The organism is Allobosea sp. WAO, from assembly GCF_001509835.1.
In the GTDB taxonomy this organism is placed as follows: Bacteria; Pseudomonadota; Alphaproteobacteria; order Rhizobiales; family Beijerinckiaceae; genus Allobosea.
Map to the genome: position 1 here is coordinate 55,221 of NZ_JXTJ01000017.1, position 17,307 is coordinate 72,527.

Consider the following 17,307-nt stretch of genomic DNA (forward strand, 5'->3'; position numbering starts at 1 on the left):
ACTGCGTGCCAGTATGCGGCCGGGCTCAGCCCTCAGCTGTCGGCGCGAAACTCCCAGCTGCCGTGGGTTTCGATCGTGCTGCGCACCGAATTGGCGAGGAAGCAGTTTTCATGCGCCTCGTGATGCAGCGCCTCGACCATGGCCTCGTCTGGTGCCAGCGGTCCGCTGAACGCGATATGCGGTCGCAGGATCACGCGTGCGATCCATTCCTTGCCGCCGGCATTCTTCGCCATCTCGCCCTCGGCGGCGTCGCGATAGCTGTCGATGCGCAGGCCGCGCCGCGCGGCGATGTCGAGGAACCAGAGCATGTGGCAGCTCGAAAGCGCCGCGACATAGGCCTCTTCGGGGTCGACATTGGCGGGGTTCGAAAAGGGCTCGCGCACCACATGCGGCGAGCTCGAGGCCGCGACCTCCGCCCCGCCGTCGAAGCGCCAGCGATGCGCCCGGCTGTAGCGTCGGTCGAGGAAATCCTGATCGCCGCGCTGCCATTCGATCGTCGCGCCGTGATTCGCCATCATCTGTCTCCGAGATCGGCACAGGCCGCCAGCACGACCATGCGCGTTGCGTCGAGATGTGCCGCCAATGTCGCCAGCACCGCCGGGGCATCGCCGGACGTTGCCGCGGCGATCAGTTGCCGGTGCTCCTCGGCCCAGCCCTGCTTGCGGGCTTCCGGGCCGAGCTGCTGCACGCTGAAACGGTCGATCGGCGCGCGCAGCTGCCGATAGAGCGCAAGGCTGCGCGAGCGCTCGGCCGGCCGGTAGAGCGCTTCATGGAAGGCGATGTCGCCGCCGATCCAGCCGAGCCGGTCCTGAGCGTCTTCGAGCTGGTCCTGCAGTCTCGCCAGTTCGCGGCAGGACCGCTCGTCGTGTCGCGGCAGGGCGCGGGCGACGAGATCGCTTTCGACCAGAAGGCGCAGGTCGAAGATCTCGTCGATCTCGGCCGGCGTCGGCCAGCTCACTCGCGCGCCGCGATAATGCTCGATCCTGAGCAGGCCCTCGCTCTGCAACTGCGCCAGCGCCTCGCGAACCGGGATGCGGCTGACGCCGAATTCGCTCGCGAGCTGCTCCTGGCGCAGCAGCTCGCCGGCCTGCCAGCGCCCCTGGTCGATTTCTTGGCGCAGCCGGGCGGCGAGGGCGGCGGCGGTGGTTGTCGCGGCGAGGGAGGGAGGGTTCATCGTATAATTGTATCCAATTATACGATCAAGACAAGCCTGCCTGTTGAAGCGCAAAGCGATGCAAGCCGTGGCCGAACGCCGGTGGCGCGTCGTGCACGTCGGTTCGGCTCAGGCGGCCGCGGGTTCGCAGCCGATCATCCAGAGTGCCCCGTGGCGGTCGCCCAGCATGCCGAAGCGCGGCGCCCAGAAGGTCTCGGCCATCGGCATCATCACCGTCCCGCCTTCGGCCAGTGCCGCGAAGATGCGCTCCGCCTCTGCCGGTTCCTTCACGGTGACGCTGACATAGACGCTTCGCATCGGCCCGCTGCTCTGCTCGGGCGGTGCGTCCGAGGCCATCAGCATCTGGCCATCGGCGAGTTCGAGGCAGGCGTGCATGATCTTGGAGCGCCATTCCGGCGCGACGTCGACCGGCGAGCCCTCATAGGGCAGCATCGCCTCGATCCGGCCGCCGAGAATCCGCTGGTAGTCGCTGAAGGCCGCCTCGCACTGGCCCTCGAACAAGAGATAGGTCGCAAGCTTCATCGCCGATCCTCCCGATGCATATCAGGCCGACGCGCGTCGCCGGCATGGCTGCGGAGCGCGGAGCGTGGCAGGATTGCCAGACAGGCCCCGTCAGCAGGCCGCCCTTGACGAGAAGCCCAATCGGAGACCGTTCCGCGACATGACATTCGAGATCGCCGCCACGCCCGAAGCCGCCGTCGACCGGCTCGAAGCACTCTACGCCCAGGCAAGGCAGGCGTTGGGCGACGACCTGCAGCGCTTCTTCACCACGCTGGAGCCGCCGACCCCGGAAGAGCGCGCGCTCTACCGCTATCCGATGCTGCGCGTCACCTACGAGCCGTCGAAGTTGCCGGCGGCGACGCGGCGCGGCTACGCCAAGTTCGCCATGCCGGGCGTCTATTCGACGACGGTGACGCATCCGGCCGAGTTCCGCGCTTATCTGCTCGATCAGCTGCGGCCGCTGGTCGAGGAATACGGCGCCACCGTCGAGACCGGCGTCAGCGCGCAGGAGATCCCCTATCCCTACGCGCTCGACGGCGGCGACGAGCTTGGCCGCGGCAAGGTCAGCCCGGCCGAGCTGGCGCGCCACTTCCCGACGCCCTTGTTGTCGCTGGTCGGCGACGAGGTAGCCGACGGCTCGTTCGACATCATCGAGGGCGAGCCGCGCCCGCTCTCGCTGTTCGATGCGGTGCGTGTCGATTACTCCCTGCGCCGGCTTGTGCACTACACCGGCACCGACTGGCGCGCGGTCCAGCCCTGGGTGCTGCTGACCAACTACCATCGCTATGTCGACCAGTTCGTCCGGCTGGCTTTGGCCGAGATCGAGGCCGGTACGGCGCTGGCGCTGGTCGCGCCGGGCGGCGTCCGCATCGAGCGCGAGGGGCTTGATGTCAGCGCCGCCGAACGGGTGATGTCGGCGCCCTGGCACCGTTTCCAGATGCCGGCCTATCACCTGATCCGCGCCAAGGGCGAGGGCGTGACGCTGGTCAATATCGGCGTCGGTCCCTCCAACGCCAAGAACATCACCGACCATCTCGCGGTGCTCAGGCCAAATTGCTGGCTGATGGTCGGCCATTGCGGCGGCCTGCGCCAGACCCAGATCATTGGCGATTACGTCCTCGCCCATGCCTATCTGCGCCAGGACGGCATTCTCGACGAGCTCGTGCCGCCGGACATCCCGATCCCGGCATTGGCCGAGGTGCAGGTAGCCCTGCAGGAGGCCGCCGCCGCCGTCACCGGCGAGAAAGGGGACCGGCTGAAGCAGCGCCTGCGCACCGGCACCGTGGTGACGCAGGACGACCGCAACTGGGAACTGCGCTGGACCAAGGAGCGCAAGCGCATCAACCTGTCGCGCGCCATCGGCGTCGACATGGAATCGGGCACGATCGCCGCCCAGGGCTACCGGCTGCGCGTGCCTTACGGCACCTTGCTCTGCGTCTCCGACAAGCCTCTGCACGGCGAGATCAAGCTCCCGGGCGCGGCCAACGCCTTCTATGAGCGCGCCGTGAGCGAGCATCTGAAGATCGGCCTCGCCGCGCTGGAAAGGCTGAAGGAGGCCGGCTCCTCGATCCATTCGCGCAAGCTCCGGAGCTTCGACGAACCGCCCTTCCGTTGAGCGGCTGCTAGCCGGCCATGTCGGCGCGGGGCGCAGGGCTGCCCCGCATCGCCGCCGCTGGGCATTTCCGGCCGTGCGGGCCATAGCCCAGCAGCTTGACCGCTTGCTGGAAGGATTGCGGGGGAATTGGAGTCCGGAGTGACGATGGCCCTGATCGGGCCGGCCGTACTGTGCGTTTTCAGTCTCGCCTTTCTCTGGGCCTGGGTGATCGAGCGAAGGCGCGACTATCTCCTCCTGCTGGCGGCGGCTCCGGCGTTGTTCGCAGTCGCGGTCGCGATCCAGGTGTCCTTCTGGCCGCCATCCGTGCCGGCGAACGCCCTGCTCTCGGGTCTGTTCTATACCGCTGCAGTCCAGATCGCCGCAGAGGGCGTGCTGCGCCGCTCCGGCAAGCGGCTCGGGCGGGACTGGCACATCGGCGCTTTCGCGGCGGTGATGGGCGGTCTCTGGTGGTTCGCCTATGTCACGCCGAACCTGCTGGCACGCGTCTATCTCCAGAATTTCGGCTATGGCCTCGTCCTCTTGGTCGCGAGCCTGCACCTGACGCATCTGATGCGCGGCCGGCCGGTCGACCGCGTGCTGTTCTGGGTGCTGTTCGCCTTCGGTCTGCATTTCTTTCCGCGCACCCTCCTGACCATCGGGCTGGACTCGCCGGGCGATGTCAGGGTCTTCCAGGATTCGCTGTTCTGGCAGGTCCTGCACCTGTCCCTGGCCGTGCTCGGAGCGGCCCTCGCGACTGCATTGCTGGCGGCGACGCTATCCGATGTGATCGACGATCTGCGCCGCGAACGCGACAGCGACGGCCTGACCGGCCTGCTCAACCGGCGCGCCTTCGAGCATCGCGCAGGAGCCGTGCTCGCAGCCACGGGCGATGCGCCCTGTGCGCTGCTCGTCTGCGATCTCGACCATTTCAAGCGGATCAACGACAGCCATGGCCATGCCGCCGGTGACGAGGTGCTGAGCGCCTTCGGCAAGCTGCTGCGCCGCGTCAGCCGCGAGAAGGATCTGGTCGCGCGGATCGGCGGCGAGGAATTCGCGATCCTGCTGCCGGGGGCGGCACAAGCGGCCGGCCTCGGGTTGGCCGAACGGGCACGCTCCGGGCTTGCCGGGTTGGTCTTCAGCTTCGCGCCGGGCGGAGGTGCGGTGACTGCCAGCTTCGGGATTGCCGAACGACAGCCGGGCGACACGCTTTCCGGGCTTGTCGCCCACGCCGACCGGCGCCTCTACCAGGCCAAGGCTTCCGGCCGAGACCGTGTGTTCGCCGACGATACTGTCGAGGTGCCGGCCCCAGAGCGGGCCGAGGCCGCGGCCCTGGCAACCGGGTCGATTCCGACGCCCCGATGACATCCCGGCCTGCCGGATGCTACGACACGGGCCGTCCTGGCCCAGGAGCCCGCCCTTGTCTGCTTCCCGCTCCATCCTGCTGATCATCGGTGGCGGCATCGCCGCCTATAAGTGCCTGGAGCTGATCCGGCGGCTGAAGGATCGCGGCATCGCCAGCCGCTGCATCCTGACGCGGGCGGGCGAGCAGTTCGTCACGCCGCTCGCGGTCGGCACGCTCGCCGGCGAGCGCTGCTTCACCGATCTGTTTTCGCTGACCGACGAGGCCGATATCGGCCATATCGCCCTGTCGCGCTCGACCGACCTGCTGGTCGTCGCCCCGGCTACCGCCGACCTGATCGCCAAGATGGCGAACGGCCATGCCGACGACCTCGCCTCCACCGCGCTCATCGCGACGGACAAGCGCATCGTGATCGCCCCGGCGATGAACCCGCGGATGTGGCAGCACCCGGCGACGCGCCGCAACATGGCCTTGCTGCAGAAGGACGGCGTCCTCGTCGTCGGCCCGAATTCCGGTGCCATGGCCGAGCGCGGCGAGAGTGGGCCGGGCCGGATGGCCGAGCCGCACGAGATCCTGGCGGCGATCGAGCAGGCCTTGGCCGGCGAGCAGCGCCAGCCGCCTTCGATCGGCTTTCTCGGCCGCCTGCCGGGCCAGGGTACGGCGCTTGGCCGGGCGTTGACGGGCAAGCGCGTGCTCGTCACCTCCGGCCCGACCCATGAGCCGATCGACCCGGTGCGCTATATCGCCAACCGCTCCTCCGGCAAGCAGGGACACGCCATCGCTGCCGCTGCGGCCGCTGCCGGCGCCGAGGTCACGCTGATCTCCGGCCCGGTCGGCATTCCCGATCCTGCGGGGGTGACGACCATCCATGTCGAGAGCGCCCGCGACATGCTCGATGCGACCGAGCAGGCGCTGCCGGCCGATATCGCGATCTTCGCGGCCGCGGTCGCCGATTGGCGCGTCGCCGGGGCGGCCGACCAGAAGATGAAGAAGGGCGAGCACGGCACGCCGAGCCTCACCCTCGTCGAGAACCCGGATATCCTCGCGACCATCGCCGCCCGCGAGATCGACCGGCCGCAGCTGGTCGTCGGCTTCGCGGCCGAGACGCAGAACGTCATCGCCTATGCTCGCGCCAAGTTGGCGAAGAAGGGTTGCGACCTGATCGTCGCCAACGATGTCGGCGGGACCGGCGTCATGGGCGGCGACGCCAATACCGTCCATCTCGTCACCGCCGATGCCGTCGAGACCTGGCCGACCCTGCCCAAGGCCGAGGTCGCGGCGCGCCTCGTCGAACATCTCGCCGGTCTGGTGGCGGAAAAGGACTGAGCGACGATGGAGCCAGTCCGCATCAAACGCCTGCCGCATGCGCAGGACCTGCCGCTGCCCACCTATGAGACGCAAGGCGCTGCCGGGCTCGACCTGCGGGCCGCCTTGCCTGAGAGCGATCTGGAACTCGCGCCGGGAGCGCGCAGCCTCGTGCCGACCGGGCTGGTTCTTGCGCTGCCGCAGGGCAGCGAGGGGCAGGTCAGGCCACGTTCGGGCCTTGCGTTGCGCCATGGCGTGACCGTGCTCAACGCCCCCGGCACGATAGACGCCGATTATCGCGGCGAGGTCCAGGTGCTGCTGGTCAATCTCGGGCAGGAGCCGTTCATCATCCGCCATGGCGACCGCATCGCCCAGCTCGTCGTCGCGCCGGTGGTGCAGGCGCGGCTGGTCGAGGTGCAATCGCTCGACGACACCATCCGCGGCGCCGGAGGCTTCGGCTCCACCGGGATCACGGATCCTGCGGTCTCCTCTCCCCGCGAGGCCCGCTCATGATCCAGCTTTCGCGCCGCAGCCTGCTCGCCATCGCCGCGGTGGTCGACATCGCCCTGCATGCCCGCCCGGCTCCGGTCGCGGCCAAGGCGCTCGCCGCCCGCCATGAACTGCCGCCGCGTCATCTCGAGACGATGCTGCAGGCGCTGGTCAAGGCGGGCATCCTCAAGGGCGTGCGCGGCCCGCGTGGCGGCTACGAGCTCGCCCGCGAACGTCGCCGCATCACCGCTGGCGCGATCGTCCGTGCCGCGATGCAGGCCAATTCTGATGAGAACCTGCCGCCGCTGCCACGCTCTGCACTGGTCGAGAGCGTCGTCGGCCCGGCTGTCCAGAGCGCTCTCGACGCGTGCCTCGCTACCCTCGACGCAGTCACCGTGGCCGAACTCTGCCAGCAGGCGGAAAGCCTCGCCGCCGCGGCCGGCAAGGATGCCAGTGCAGATTTTACAATATAGAGTGTAAATTAATCTGTTTCTCGACAGATTCTGTGATTTGATGCTAGCCTGTCGCCGAACCTTACTGAACTTTCCTCAGGGAGGCCGCCATGGCCGACGCCGCGCAGAAGCTCACCCCAGTCCCGACACCCGGCCGTGGCCGGGTCTATGACTCGATCACCGACACGATCGGCGATACGCCGCTGGTGCGGCTGAACCGGCTTCCGGCCGAGCGGGGCGTCAAGGCGACGATCCTCGCCAAGCTCGAATTCTTCAACCCGATCTCGAGCGTCAAGGATCGTATCGGCGTCAGCATGGTCGACGCGCTCGAAGCGTCCGGCGCGCTGAAGCCCGGCGGCACGCTGATCGAGCCGACCTCGGGCAATACCGGCATCGCGCTCGCCTTCGTCGCCGCCGCGCGCGGCTACCGGCTGATTCTGGTCATGCCGGAGACCATGTCGATCGAGCGCCGCAAGATGCTCGCTCTGCTCGGTGCCGAGCTCGTGCTGACCCCCGGCCCCGGCGGCATGCGCGGCGCCATCGCCAAGGCCGAGGAACTCAAGGCCGAGATTCCCGGCGCGATCATCCCGCAGCAGTTCGAGAACCCGGCCAACCCGGCGATCCACCGCAAGACCACCGCCGAGGAGGTCTGGAACGACACCAATGGCGACATCGACATCTTCGTTTCCGGCGTCGGCACGGGCGGCACCATCACCGGCGTCGGCCAGGTGCTGAAGGCGCGCAAGCCGGGCGTCAAGATCGTCGCGGTCGAGCCCGAGGACTCGCCGGTGCTCTCCGGCGGTCAGCCCGGTCCGCACAAGATCCAGGGCATCGGTGCCGGCTTCGTGCCCGGCATCCTCGATCGCGGCGTCATCGACGAGGTCGTGACCGTCGGCAACCAGACCGCCTTCGAGACGGCGCGGGCGCTCGCCAAGAGCGAGGGCATTCCGGCCGGCATCTCTTCGGGCGCTGCGATCGCCGCTGCGCTGGAGATCGGCGCCCGGCCGGAGAACGCCGGCAAGAAGATCGTCGTGATCGTCCCGTCCTTCGCCGAGCGCTACATTTCGAGCGCACTGTTCGAAGGTCTGTGATCCCGGTAAATCTGCAGATCGTCCGGTTGAGCGAGGCCTTGCCGGACGATCTGCCTGTCTTGCAAGCCGAGGCGGCGGCCGAGGGCTACCGCTTCGTCGAGGGTATCCTGGAAGAATGGGATGCCGGCCGTTACGAAGGCGGAGACGATCGCAACGCGCTCTTCGCGCTTTTTCGCGACGGCATGCTGGCAGCGGTCGGCGCTGTGACGCCCGATCCCTATGATCCGGCACCCGATCTGCTGCGCATCCGCCATGTCTATGTCCGGCCGGAGCATCGGCGCGGAGGCGTCGGCAGGGCGCTCGCCAGCGCACTGATCCAGCAGGGCTTCGCGCTGGCGCCGCGGCTGTCGCTCAACGCCGCCGACGCCGGCGCATCCGCCTTCTGGGAGGCAATCGGCTTCCAGCCCGATAAAGGTGGGACGCGCCGGACTCATCTGCTGACGCGCTGAGCCTCTTACGGCCGGAGCGTGATCCGGTTGCCCCAGGGATCGACGACCGACTCAGCATCGCCGCCAGCAGCCGCCATGCGCCGGCTCAGCGCGGCACGGGCTTCCTCGTTGCGCGCGACCAATTCGAAGTTCGATAGACCCGCCTCATTGTCCCGACGCGGCCCGGTGCCGCGGCTGTGCCAGATATTGGCCGCGATATGGTGGTGATAGCCGCCGGTCGCCATGAAGGCGGCGCCAGGATAGTGCACCATCACGTCGAAGCCGAGCTTGTCGCGATAGAACGCCTCCGCGCCCGCGACATCGCCGACGCGCAGATGGATATGGCCCATCACCGTACCATCAGGCATGCCGGCATAGTCGCGCCCGTCGGCCTCGCGCAGCAAGGCGTCGAGATCGAGCCGGTCGGTCGCCATCTTGATCTCGCCGCCCGGCGCGCGCGGCCATTCCGCCCGGCTGCGGTCGCGGTAGATCTCGATGCCGTTGCCCTCGGGATCGGAGAGATAGAGCGCCTCGCTGACGAGATGGTCCGAGGCGCCTTCCAGCCGCAGGCGCCGGCTTGCGGCATGACCGAGCCAGTTGGCGAGATCGGCGCGGGACGGCAGCAGCAGCGCGAGGTGGAACAGGCCAGCGGCGGAGGAGGGCGCCTGCGCGCCGGCTTCGAGCCTGACCAGGGGAACGCCACCGGCGCCGAGCACGCTTTCCCGTTCATTCTCGCTGATCACGGAAAGGCCGATCGCGTCGCGATAGAAGGCGGTGAGGCCGGGCAGGTCGCGCACGCGCAGGCTGACCGCGCCGATATGGACGGGGGCGTCGAGGGACTCGTTGGTGCGGGGCTGGGCGGTTGTGGTGACGGCCATGGTGGGCTCCGGAATGACTGCGGCCGATGCCGCTTGCCCCTAAAATGGTCCTTCAGCCGCCTCTTGTCGTCCCCGGGCGCGGCAAATCCGAGATTGCGCAGCTGCAATCGAAGCTTGCGCCGGCTCCGTCTCTCGCTGGCGCAGGGGCCGCTTTCTGAGTCTTCAACGGCCGCGTCCGGAGACCCGCCGCGCCAGCTGCGCGGTCGGCGGGATGGCGGCGCCATGGCGGCTCTGCTGCTCCAGCTCGGCATTGAGTTCGGCGCCTGCGAGTACGATCGTCGCCGAGAGCCAGAGCCAGGTCATGAAGACCACCACGGTCGCCAGCGAGCCATAGGTCGCGGTGTAGTTGCCGAGCGTGCTGACATACCAGGAGAAGGCGCTCGACGTCGCCGCCCAGAGCAGCGAGGCGACTGCCGCGCCGGGCAGGACCCAGGCGAAGCGCGGCGGCTTGCGGTCGGGGCCGATCCAGTAGAGGCAGCCGATCGCGATCGTGCCGATCACGAAGAAGGCCGGCCAGCGGGCGATGCGCACCATGGTCTCCAGCTCGTGGCCGAAGGGGAAGAGCGCCGTCACCACCGGCAGGCTGGCGATCGCGGTCAGCGCCAGGACGAGCAGCAAGAGCCCGCTCAGCGTCGTCGCCAGCGAGATCAGGTTGAGCTTTAGGAAGCCGCGCTGCTCGCGCGCGCCATAGATGATGTTGAGCGCGTCGAAGATCGCCTTCACCGCGGCATTCGCGCTCCAGGTTGCCACCGCAAAGCTGATGAGGAAGGTTAGCGACAGGCTCGCTGCATCGCGGCCCGCAAGCCGTATTGCCTGCTCGCGGATCAATTCGCGCGCTGCTTCCGGGAAGACCAAGGTGAGATCGTCGAGCTGGGCGGCGATGGTCGCAGGATCGGTCATCTCGCCATAGATCGTGACCAGTAGCGAGAGCGCCGGGACCAGCGAGAGCAGGGTGAAGAAGGCGACCGCACCGGCGAGCGAGAGCACGCGCGCCTCCTGGATGCGGACGATGAAGCGGCCGAGGACGTCCTTCCAGCCACGCCAGGGCAGGGCGATTGGGGAAGCGGCACCGCGGCCGCGGCGCGCCTGGCGCAGGGGATCGCGGATGCGCCGGGTGAAGGTGGCGTGAACATAGCCGAGAGCCAGCGCCGCCAGTCCGGCAGCGCCGGTGATTCGTTTCAGATACGCCATGCCCGTCTCCGCCGATCGATGCGGCCCCGCTTGCCCGGAACGCCCGGTGACCCGCTTCGTTCCAATCCCCGATGCTCGAATAGTCTGCTTAGAGCTTTGTTAACCTTAACGGTTTCTTATCGTGGCAGGCCAGCGCGTCATGAGCGGCGCGAAAGGCAGGGGCGAGCTGCCCCATCTCCTTCTACGACCAGAGTGCCCGATGAAGACGCTCCTCAAAGCCACCGTTGCGACCTTCCTCCTGCTCGGCAGTGGTGCTGCTCTGTCGGCGGATCTGCCGTCGAGCAAGTATCTGCCGCTCGCACCGGCCCTGCCGCCGCTCTACAGCTGGACCGGCTTCTATGTCGGCGGCCAGGCGGGCTACTCCTGGGGCTCCGACCGGCAGAACCTCTACACCACGGTCGGCCGTGTGCCGGTCGGTGTCTCCTTCGACTACGGCCCGTCCTCCTTCATCGGCGGCGTCCATGCCGGCTTCAACTACCAGATCGGCTCGGTGGTCCTCGGCATTGAAGGCGATATCGAGGCGATCAATGGTCGCGATCAGCGCAGCGGGCTGTTCCGAGTCGAGCAGGACTGGCAGGGCTCGGTGCGTGGCCGCATCGGCTATTCCTTCGACCGCTTCATGATCTACGGCGCCGCCGGTGCCGCCTTCAGCCGCTTCGAATACGGCTACTTCAACCCGGCGCTCGGCCTTGGCGAGAATGGCAGGTTCTCCCGGACCGGCTGGACCGTCGGTGGCGGCGTCAACTTCGCATGGACCGACAATCTCATCTTCGGCCTCGATTATCGCTACACCGATTACGGCAAGTTCGATTTCGTCGCGAGAAACGCCTATCTCGGTCTGACTGCCGAGCATGAGCCGACCTCGCATGCCGTCCGCGCGAGCGTCGCCTACAAGTTCTGAACCGTCGCACACTCCTTGTATCGACGAGGCCGCGCCGCAAGCGCGGCCTTCTTGTTTGTGCGCGCTGCCGCCCAATCGTGTGTCCGCGTCACCGCCCGTCGCTTCGGCCGCGCTGCGCCAGCAGCCAGGACCGGACCAGCGCGGTCGGCTCCGGATGGCGCGGCTTGCGCGCCGAGACGACATGGAAGTCGAGGCTGCCGCGCATCGTCGCGGGGAAGGCCTGGACCAGCCGGCCGGCAGCGAGGTCGGGCTCGACGAGGAAGCGGCTGGCGAGCGCCAGGCCCTGGCCGGCGAGGGCGGCATCGAGCGCCAGCGCAGTCTGGTTGAAGCGCATGCTTCTCATGCCCGGCGGCATTGGCCGTGCCAAAGCGCGCTCGATGAATTCCGGCCAGAGGTCATGTCCGTCGTGCAGCAGCACCAGTTGCGCCAGTTCGGCATCGTCGAGCGCGGCCGTGGCGGCGCGGAGCTTGGGGCTGCAGACCGCAACGACATCCTGAGGGAACAGCAGGTCGGCCACCAATCCGGCTCCGAAGGGCAGCCGGCCCTGCCGCACCGCGATGTCGACCCCGTCGGACTGGAAATTGGCCAGGCTGTCGCTGGCGAGGATGCGCAGATCGAGCTGCGGATGGGCGGCGGTGAAGGCCGGCAGGCGCGGAATCAGCCATTTCGAGGCGAAGCTGGGCGTCACGCTGATCGTCAGCCGCAGCGGCTGCGGGCGCAAGGCCGTGGTCGCCTCGGCGATCACGGCGAAGGCGCGGGCAAGCTGCGCGGCATAGCCCCGGCCGGCGCTGGTCAGGGCGAGGCCGCCTTGTCGCCGCTCGAACAATTGCATTGCGAGGTCCCGCTCGAGGCCGCGGACCTGCTGCGCGACGGCGCCCTGCGTCACGCCGAGTTCCTCGGCGGCGAGCCGGAAGTTGAGGTGGCGCGCGGCGGCCTCGAAGGCGCGCAGGGCATTGAGCGAGGGCAAGCGGCGTGAAGGTTCCATCAGCCAGTAGGTTTTCTACAGGTCGAGCGGTGGCGAAGTGGCTGGCCAAGGCTCGTGCCTGCTGCCAAGAACAGGGTCCGTATGGAGCCGGCTTCGTGCATGGGGCCGTTTGTAAAACGAATGGTGGACGCGATGGCAGCAGAAAAAGTAGCGATCGTCACGGCGGGCGGCAGTGGCATGGGCGCCGCCGCGGCGCGTCGGCTGGCTCAGGACGGTTTTCGGGTCGCGATCCTGTCCTCCTCGGGCAAGGGCGAGACGCTGGCGGCCGAGCTCGGCGGCCTCGGCGTCACCGGCTCGAACCAGTCGAATGACGACCTCAAGCGCCTGGTCGACGAGACCATGGCGCGCTGGGGCCGGATCGACGCGCTGGTCAACAGCGCCGGGCACGGCCCGCGCGCGCCGATCACTGAAATCACCGACGAGCAATGGCATACCGGGCTCGACGTCTATCTTATGAACGTCATCCGCTCGACCCGTCTCGTCGCCCCGGTGATGGCGGCGCAGAAATCCGGCGCGATCGTCAACATCTCGACCGCTTGGGCCTTCGAGCCGGCGGCGACCTTCCCGACCTCGGCAGTGTTCCGCGCCGGGCTCGCCGCCTACGCCAAGCTCTTCGCCGACCAGTATGCCGAGCACAATGTCCGGATGAACAATGTCCTGCCCGGCTGGATCGATTCGCTGCCGCAGACCGAGGAGCGCCGTGCCGGCGTGCCGATGCAGCGCTACGGCACCAGCGAGGAGATCGCCGCGACGGTCGCCTTCCTCGTCTCGGAGGGCGCCGGCTACATCACCGGCCAGAATCTGCGCGTCGATGGCGGGCTGATGCGCTCGGTCTGAGCGACGGCCCGGTCTGAGAATGGTTTGGCGTCATGGTCGGCCTTGAGCCGACCATCTCAGGCTGGATGAGGCTCCGGCCAGCGCCTTCCCGGCACGAGATTCTCGGGTCTGCGCTTCGGTCCGCCCGAGAATGACGGCGGTCAGAACCCTGTCCGCTGGCGGATCGCTGCCGCCAGCGTGCCGTCGTCGAGATAGTCGAGTTCGCCGCCGACCGGCACGCCATGGGCGAGCTTGGTCACCTTGACCGGCAGATGCGCCAGGAGGTCGGTGATGAAATGCGCCGTGGTCTGGCCCTCGACCGTGGCGTTGAGCGCCAGGATGACCTCCTTCACCGCCGGTTCCGAGGCACGGGCGACGAGCGCGTCGAGCGTCAAGTTCTCCGGCCTGATGCCGTCGAGCGCCGAGAGTACGCCGCCGAGCACGTGATAGCGGCCGGCGACGGCGCCGGAGCGCTCAAGCGCCCAGAGATCGGCGATGTCGGCGACGACGACGATCAGGCTGTCGTCGCGGCGTTGGTCGCGGCAGAGCCCGCACGGGTCGCTGGTGTCGACATTGCCGCAGGTCGAGCAGACGATGATGCGCTCGCGCGCCACCGTCATGGCTTCCGCCAGCGGGCCGAGCAATTGCTCGCGCTTCTTGACGAGATGCAGCGCAGCGCGCCTGGCCGAGCGCGGTCCCAGGCCCGGAAGCTTGGCCAGGAGCTGGATCAGGCGCTCGATTTCGGGGCCGGCAATGGTGCGGGACATGGGCTCTGGCACGTCATGGTCGGCCTCGAGCCGACCATCTCAGGACAAGGAGACGCTTCTGCGAGAGATGCTCGGGTCAAGCCCGAGCATGACGCCGGGCCGAACTCAGAACAGCTTCATGCCCGGCGGGATCGGCAGGCCGCGCGTCACCTCGGCCATCCGGTCGGCGACGGCGCGCTCGGCCTTGTTGCGGGCATCGTTGCAGGCGGAGATCACGAGGTCCTCGAGGATCTCCTGCTCGCCGGCGACCATCAGGCTTGGGTCGATCTTCACCGATTTCAGCACGTTCTTGGCGGTCATCACCACCGTGACCAGTCCGCCGCCGGCCGAGCCCTCGAACTCGAGCGTGTCGAGCTGGGCCTGCATGTCGGCCATCTTCTTCTGCATGTCCTGCGCCTGCTTCATCAGGCCCATCATGTCGCGCATCGCGGCGCTCCCTTTCGCTCAGTTGTCCGTCCAGAACTCGATGCCGTCGAAATCCGGCTCGCTGTCGTCGAACAGCGGCTCGGCCTCGGGCAGATAGTCGTCGCCGGCCGTCGCGCTCGCCTGCTGCTCCGCTTCGGCGGCGCGCGGGTCGCGGACATCGACGATGCGGGCGCCGGGAAAATGCTCCAATACGGCGCGCACCACAGGATGGCTCGCAGCATCGCTCTCGCGCTTGTCGCGCGCGGCTTCGGCCTGCTCGCGCAGGGTCGGCGCGCCTTCGGTGTTGGCGAGGGCGACCAGCCAGGTCTGGCCGGTCCAGTCCTTCAGCCGCTTCGACAGGTCGGTGGCGAAGTGGCGGTTGCTCGAATTGGCGAGCGCGAACTCGATGCGGCCTGGCTCGAACTTGACCAGCCTGACATCGCGCTCCAGCGCCAGCTTCATGGTGATGTCGCGCTGGCGCGAGGCGAGCGCGACGAGGTCCTCAAGGCTCTGGGGCTGCGGCAGGCCATTGGCCATGGCGCGCGGCGCCGCGGCGACGGCCGGCGCCGGATTAGCGGCGGCAAGCACAGGCCTCGCCGCCAGCGCGGTCGCGCCACCGCCGGAAGGCGGGCGCGGGGAGGGGGCGCCATTGCCATTGCCGGCCTCGCCATTGCCGTCGCGCAGCATCCGCAGCGCCTCGTCCGGCGTCGGCAGATCGGCGGCATGGGCGAGGCGCACCAGCGCCATCTCGGCCGCCATCACCGGGCGGTCGGCCTGGCGGACTTCGGCGATCGCCTTCAGCAGCATCTGCCAGGCGCGGGCGAGCACGCGAATCGACAGCCGCTGGGCGAAGTCGGCGCCGCGAGTGCGCTCCGCCTGGCTCAGGCTGTTGTCCTTGGCGGCATCGGGCACGAGCTTCAGGCGCGTCACCAGATGGCTGAACTCGGCGAGGTCGGAGAGCACGACAGCAGGGTCGGCGCCGGCATCGTACTGCGCCCGGAGCTCGCCGAGCGCAGCTGCGATGTCGCCCTTCATCACCTGCTCGAACAGGTCGATCACCCTTGCCCGGTCGGAGAGCCCGAGCATGGTGCGGACCTCTTCCAGAGTGATCTTGCCGCCGGCATGGGCGATGGCCTGGTCGAGGATCGAGAGCGAATCGCGCACCGAGCCTTCGGCGGCGCGGGAGATGGCGGCCAGTGCCTCCTCTTCCGCCTCGATGCCCTCGGCCTTGCAGATGCCGCCGAGATGGCCGACCAGCAGGCCGGCATCGACGCGGCGCAGGTCGAAGCGCTGGCAGCGCGACAGCACCGTCACCGGCACTTTGCGGATTTCCGTGGTGGCGAAGATGAACTTGGCGTGCGGCGGTGGCTCCTCCAGCGTCTTCAGGAAGGCGTTGAAGGCGCCTCCCGAGAGCATGTGGACCTCGTCGATGATGTAGACCTTGTAGCGCGCGCTGGTCGGCGCATAGCGCACGGCGTCGTTGATCTGGCGGACATTGTCGACGCCGTTATTGGAGGCGGCGTCGATCTCCATCACGTCGATGTGCCGGCCCTCGACGATCGCCTGGCAATGCACCCCGAAGCTCGAGAGGTCGGTGGTTGGTGCGCCCGAGCCGTCGGCATTCTGGTAGTTCAGCGCGCGCGCCAGGATGCGGGCCGTCGTGGTCTTACCGACGCCGCGTACGCCGGTCAGCATCCAGGCCTGCGGGATGCGCCCTGCGACGAAGGCGTTGGTCAGTGTCCTGACCATGGCGTCCTGACCGATCAGATCGCCGAAATGCGCCGGCCGGTACTTCCGGGCGAGCACGCGATAGCCGGTTGGCTGGCTCGCCGTCGGGGCGGGCGCGGGGGCAAGGCCTGGGAAGCCCGGCTCGTCGGCGGGGACGGTCGCGTCGGTCATGCCATTGCTTTCGCCAATCGCGGCGCGGCGGTCAACGGCGCCTTGCATCGGCCTGGCCTGAGCATGTCAGGAACCGCGCCGTAGATACGTCGCCGCGCGAGGCGGCAGGTGGGAGGCTGGACGAAGACCCGTTCGGTCTCGTTACGGCTGCTTCCTTCCGGACCTGACCGGGTTGGCGAGTGAGACGTCCCTCGCCAACCTCCCGGCCGCTATATCGGTGAAGCGAGGCGCGAGCGCAAGTCGCCTTCCCAACAAGTCGCCTGGAAAACCATCTCTGCGCTGCTGCGACACAGGTGTTTTCGCATTGACTCGGGTCGTCCCTTCCGCCATAAGCCCGCCACCTGAGCTGCCCTAGGGCGGCGCTGAACCTTTTGCATGACAGGCTTGGCTGGCTTGGCTTTCTCTTCGAGAGCTGCGGTCGCCACGCCGAGACAAGGCCCCGGAGACGGACCGTGAAGAGAACCTATCAACCCAGCAAGCTGGTTCGCAAGCGTCGCCACGGCTATCGCGCCCGCATGGCGACCAAGGGTGGCCGCAAGGTCATCGCTGCCCGTCGCGCCCACGGCCGCAAGCGCCTGTCGGCCTGATGAGGTGAGGCGCGCGCTCCCGGCGCGCCGGTTTCGTGAAGACTGGCCAAACGCCATGCGCATCGCCCGTCTGACGCAACGCAGGGACTTTCTTGCGGCGGCCGAGCATGGCCGCCGTTTTCGTTCGCCTGCCTTCACCGTGCAGGTCAACGATCAGCGGCGCGACGCCGCCGAATCCGGGCTCAGACTCGGCCTCACCGCCTCGCGCAAGGTCGGCGGCGCGGTCGAGCGCAACCGTATCCGCCGGCGCCTGCGCGCCGCTGCCAAGCTCGCTCTGGTCGAGCAACTCGATCGCTCCTGCGACGTCGTCGTCGTCGCCCGTCCCGAAACGATCGCCGCCGATTTTCGCGCCATGGTCGCCGACCTCTCGGTCGCGCTCGACCGCGCCCGCCCCGGCGGCAACCGTCGCGGCCCGCCTTCCGGCAAACGCCCCCTTCCCGAGAAGCCCGCCAGGGCCGATAGCGAGACCCGTTTTCGACCATGA

20 protein-coding genes and 1 other RNA gene are annotated in these 17,307 nt (G+C 68.4%); 11 read left to right on the plus strand and 10 right to left on the minus strand.

Annotation, left to right across the window (positions count from 1 at the left end; genetic code table 11):
* Positions 1-32 precede the first annotated feature (32 nt).
* From DK26_RS25130 to DK26_RS25140, 3 genes are all read right to left on the minus strand, one after another.
* The gene (locus DK26_RS25130) at positions 33-515 is read right to left on the minus strand and encodes an OsmC family protein (protein ID WP_066478714.1); all 483 of its coding nucleotides are present in this window, start codon (positions 513-515) and stop codon (positions 33-35) included.
* Complete coding sequence (locus DK26_RS25135) at positions 515-1,174, minus strand: GntR family transcriptional regulator (protein ID WP_066478717.1); 660 nt, start codon at positions 1,172-1,174, stop codon at positions 515-517. The genes DK26_RS25130 and DK26_RS25135 overlap by 1 nt, the downstream gene beginning before the upstream one ends.
* A gap of 108 nt (positions 1,175-1,282) precedes the next feature.
* Complete coding sequence (locus tag DK26_RS25140) at positions 1,283-1,696, minus strand: VOC family protein (protein WP_066478719.1); 414 nt, start codon at positions 1,694-1,696, stop codon at positions 1,283-1,285.
* Positions 1,697-1,835: 139 nt separating this feature from the next.
* On the opposite strand from DK26_RS25140, the gene DK26_RS25145 reads away from it, so the two are divergent.
* The 7 genes from DK26_RS25145 (at position 1,836) to DK26_RS25175 (ending at position 8,415) form a co-directional block, all read left to right on the plus strand.
* Positions 1,836-3,290 (plus strand): AMP nucleosidase, encoded by a 1,455-nt coding sequence (locus DK26_RS25145; protein ID WP_066478721.1) that lies wholly within the window; start codon positions 1,836-1,838, stop codon positions 3,288-3,290.
* 144 nt (positions 3,291-3,434) lie between these two features.
* Positions 3,435-4,631 carry a GGDEF domain-containing protein gene (locus DK26_RS25150; RefSeq protein WP_066478722.1) on the plus strand — a complete coding sequence of 399 codons (1,197 nt, stop codon included), beginning with the start codon at positions 3,435-3,437 and terminating at the stop codon, positions 4,629-4,631.
* Between the two features lie 55 nt (positions 4,632-4,686).
* Positions 4,687-5,955 carry a phosphopantothenoylcysteine decarboxylase gene (locus DK26_RS25155; protein WP_248310101.1) on the plus strand — a complete coding sequence of 423 codons (1,269 nt, stop codon included), beginning with the start codon at positions 4,687-4,689 and terminating at the stop codon, positions 5,953-5,955.
* Between the two features lie 6 nt (positions 5,956-5,961).
* Complete coding sequence (gene dut, locus DK26_RS25160; RefSeq protein ID WP_066478726.1) at positions 5,962-6,447, plus strand: dUTP diphosphatase; 486 nt, start codon at positions 5,962-5,964, stop codon at positions 6,445-6,447.
* A complete protein-coding gene (locus tag DK26_RS25165) occupies positions 6,444-6,896 on the plus strand; it encodes an Rrf2 family transcriptional regulator (protein ID WP_066478728.1) in 453 nt (150 codons plus the stop codon). The genes dut and DK26_RS25165 overlap by 4 nt, the downstream gene beginning before the upstream one ends.
* 89 nt (positions 6,897-6,985) lie before the next feature.
* Positions 6,986-7,966, plus strand: a complete 981-nt coding sequence (cysK, locus tag DK26_RS25170) for a cysteine synthase A (RefSeq protein ID WP_066478730.1) — start codon at positions 6,986-6,988, stop codon at positions 7,964-7,966.
* Positions 7,963-8,415, plus strand: a complete 453-nt coding sequence (locus DK26_RS25175; protein ID WP_083533593.1) for a GNAT family N-acetyltransferase — start codon at positions 7,963-7,965, stop codon at positions 8,413-8,415. Before cysK ends, DK26_RS25175 begins: the two co-directional genes overlap by 4 nt.
* Positions 8,416-8,420: 5 nt before the next feature.
* On the opposite strand, the gene DK26_RS25180 is transcribed toward DK26_RS25175, so the two are convergent.
* Positions 8,421-9,272 carry a VOC family protein gene (locus DK26_RS25180; protein WP_066478731.1) on the minus strand — a complete coding sequence of 284 codons (852 nt, stop codon included), beginning with the start codon at positions 9,270-9,272 and terminating at the stop codon, positions 8,421-8,423.
* Between the two features lie 162 nt (positions 9,273-9,434).
* Complete coding sequence (locus tag DK26_RS25185; RefSeq protein ID WP_066478734.1) at positions 9,435-10,463, minus strand: YihY/virulence factor BrkB family protein; 1,029 nt, start codon at positions 10,461-10,463, stop codon at positions 9,435-9,437.
* A gap of 199 nt (positions 10,464-10,662) precedes the next feature.
* Here DK26_RS25185 and DK26_RS25190 point away from each other — a divergent pair, with 199 nt between their 5' ends.
* Positions 10,663-11,364: an outer membrane protein gene (locus DK26_RS25190; RefSeq protein ID WP_066478737.1), complete on the plus strand. Its 702-nt coding sequence runs from the start codon at positions 10,663-10,665 to the stop codon at positions 11,362-11,364.
* An 88-nt stretch (positions 11,365-11,452) separates the two neighbouring features.
* Here DK26_RS25190 and DK26_RS25195 read toward each other — a convergent pair whose 3' ends face one another.
* Positions 11,453-12,349: a LysR substrate-binding domain-containing protein gene (locus DK26_RS25195; protein WP_066478740.1), complete on the minus strand. Its 897-nt coding sequence runs from the start codon at positions 12,347-12,349 to the stop codon at positions 11,453-11,455.
* Positions 12,350-12,481: 132 nt separating this feature from the next.
* Here DK26_RS25195 and DK26_RS25200 point away from each other — a divergent pair, with 132 nt between their 5' ends.
* Complete coding sequence (locus DK26_RS25200; RefSeq protein WP_066479035.1) at positions 12,482-13,186, plus strand: SDR family oxidoreductase; 705 nt, start codon at positions 12,482-12,484, stop codon at positions 13,184-13,186.
* A 140-nt stretch (positions 13,187-13,326) separates the two neighbouring features.
* On the opposite strand, the gene recR is transcribed toward DK26_RS25200, so the two are convergent.
* The 4 genes from recR to ffs form a co-directional block, all read right to left on the minus strand.
* Entirely contained in the window at positions 13,327-13,932 is a 606-nt protein-coding gene (gene recR, locus DK26_RS25205) for a recombination mediator RecR (protein WP_066478744.1), read from the minus strand.
* Positions 13,933-14,037: 105 nt separating this feature from the next.
* Positions 14,038-14,358, minus strand: a complete 321-nt coding sequence (locus DK26_RS25210; RefSeq protein WP_066478747.1) for a YbaB/EbfC family nucleoid-associated protein — start codon at positions 14,356-14,358, stop codon at positions 14,038-14,040.
* An 18-nt stretch (positions 14,359-14,376) separates the two neighbouring features.
* On the minus strand, positions 14,377-16,236 hold the full coding sequence (locus tag DK26_RS25215; protein WP_066479038.1) for a DNA polymerase III subunit gamma/tau: 1,860 nt from the start codon (positions 16,234-16,236) through the stop codon (positions 14,377-14,379).
* A 107-nt stretch (positions 16,237-16,343) separates the two neighbouring features.
* Positions 16,344-16,440, minus strand: an RNA gene (gene ffs, locus DK26_RS25220) — signal recognition particle sRNA small type.
* Between the two features lie 248 nt (positions 16,441-16,688).
* Here ffs and rpmH point away from each other — a divergent pair.
* Positions 16,689-16,823 (plus strand): 50S ribosomal protein L34, encoded by a 135-nt coding sequence (gene rpmH, locus DK26_RS25225; protein ID WP_038364779.1) that lies wholly within the window; start codon positions 16,689-16,691, stop codon positions 16,821-16,823.
* Between the two features lie 55 nt (positions 16,824-16,878).
* Entirely contained in the window at positions 16,879-17,307 is a 429-nt protein-coding gene (gene rnpA / locus DK26_RS25230) for a ribonuclease P protein component (protein WP_066478749.1), read from the plus strand.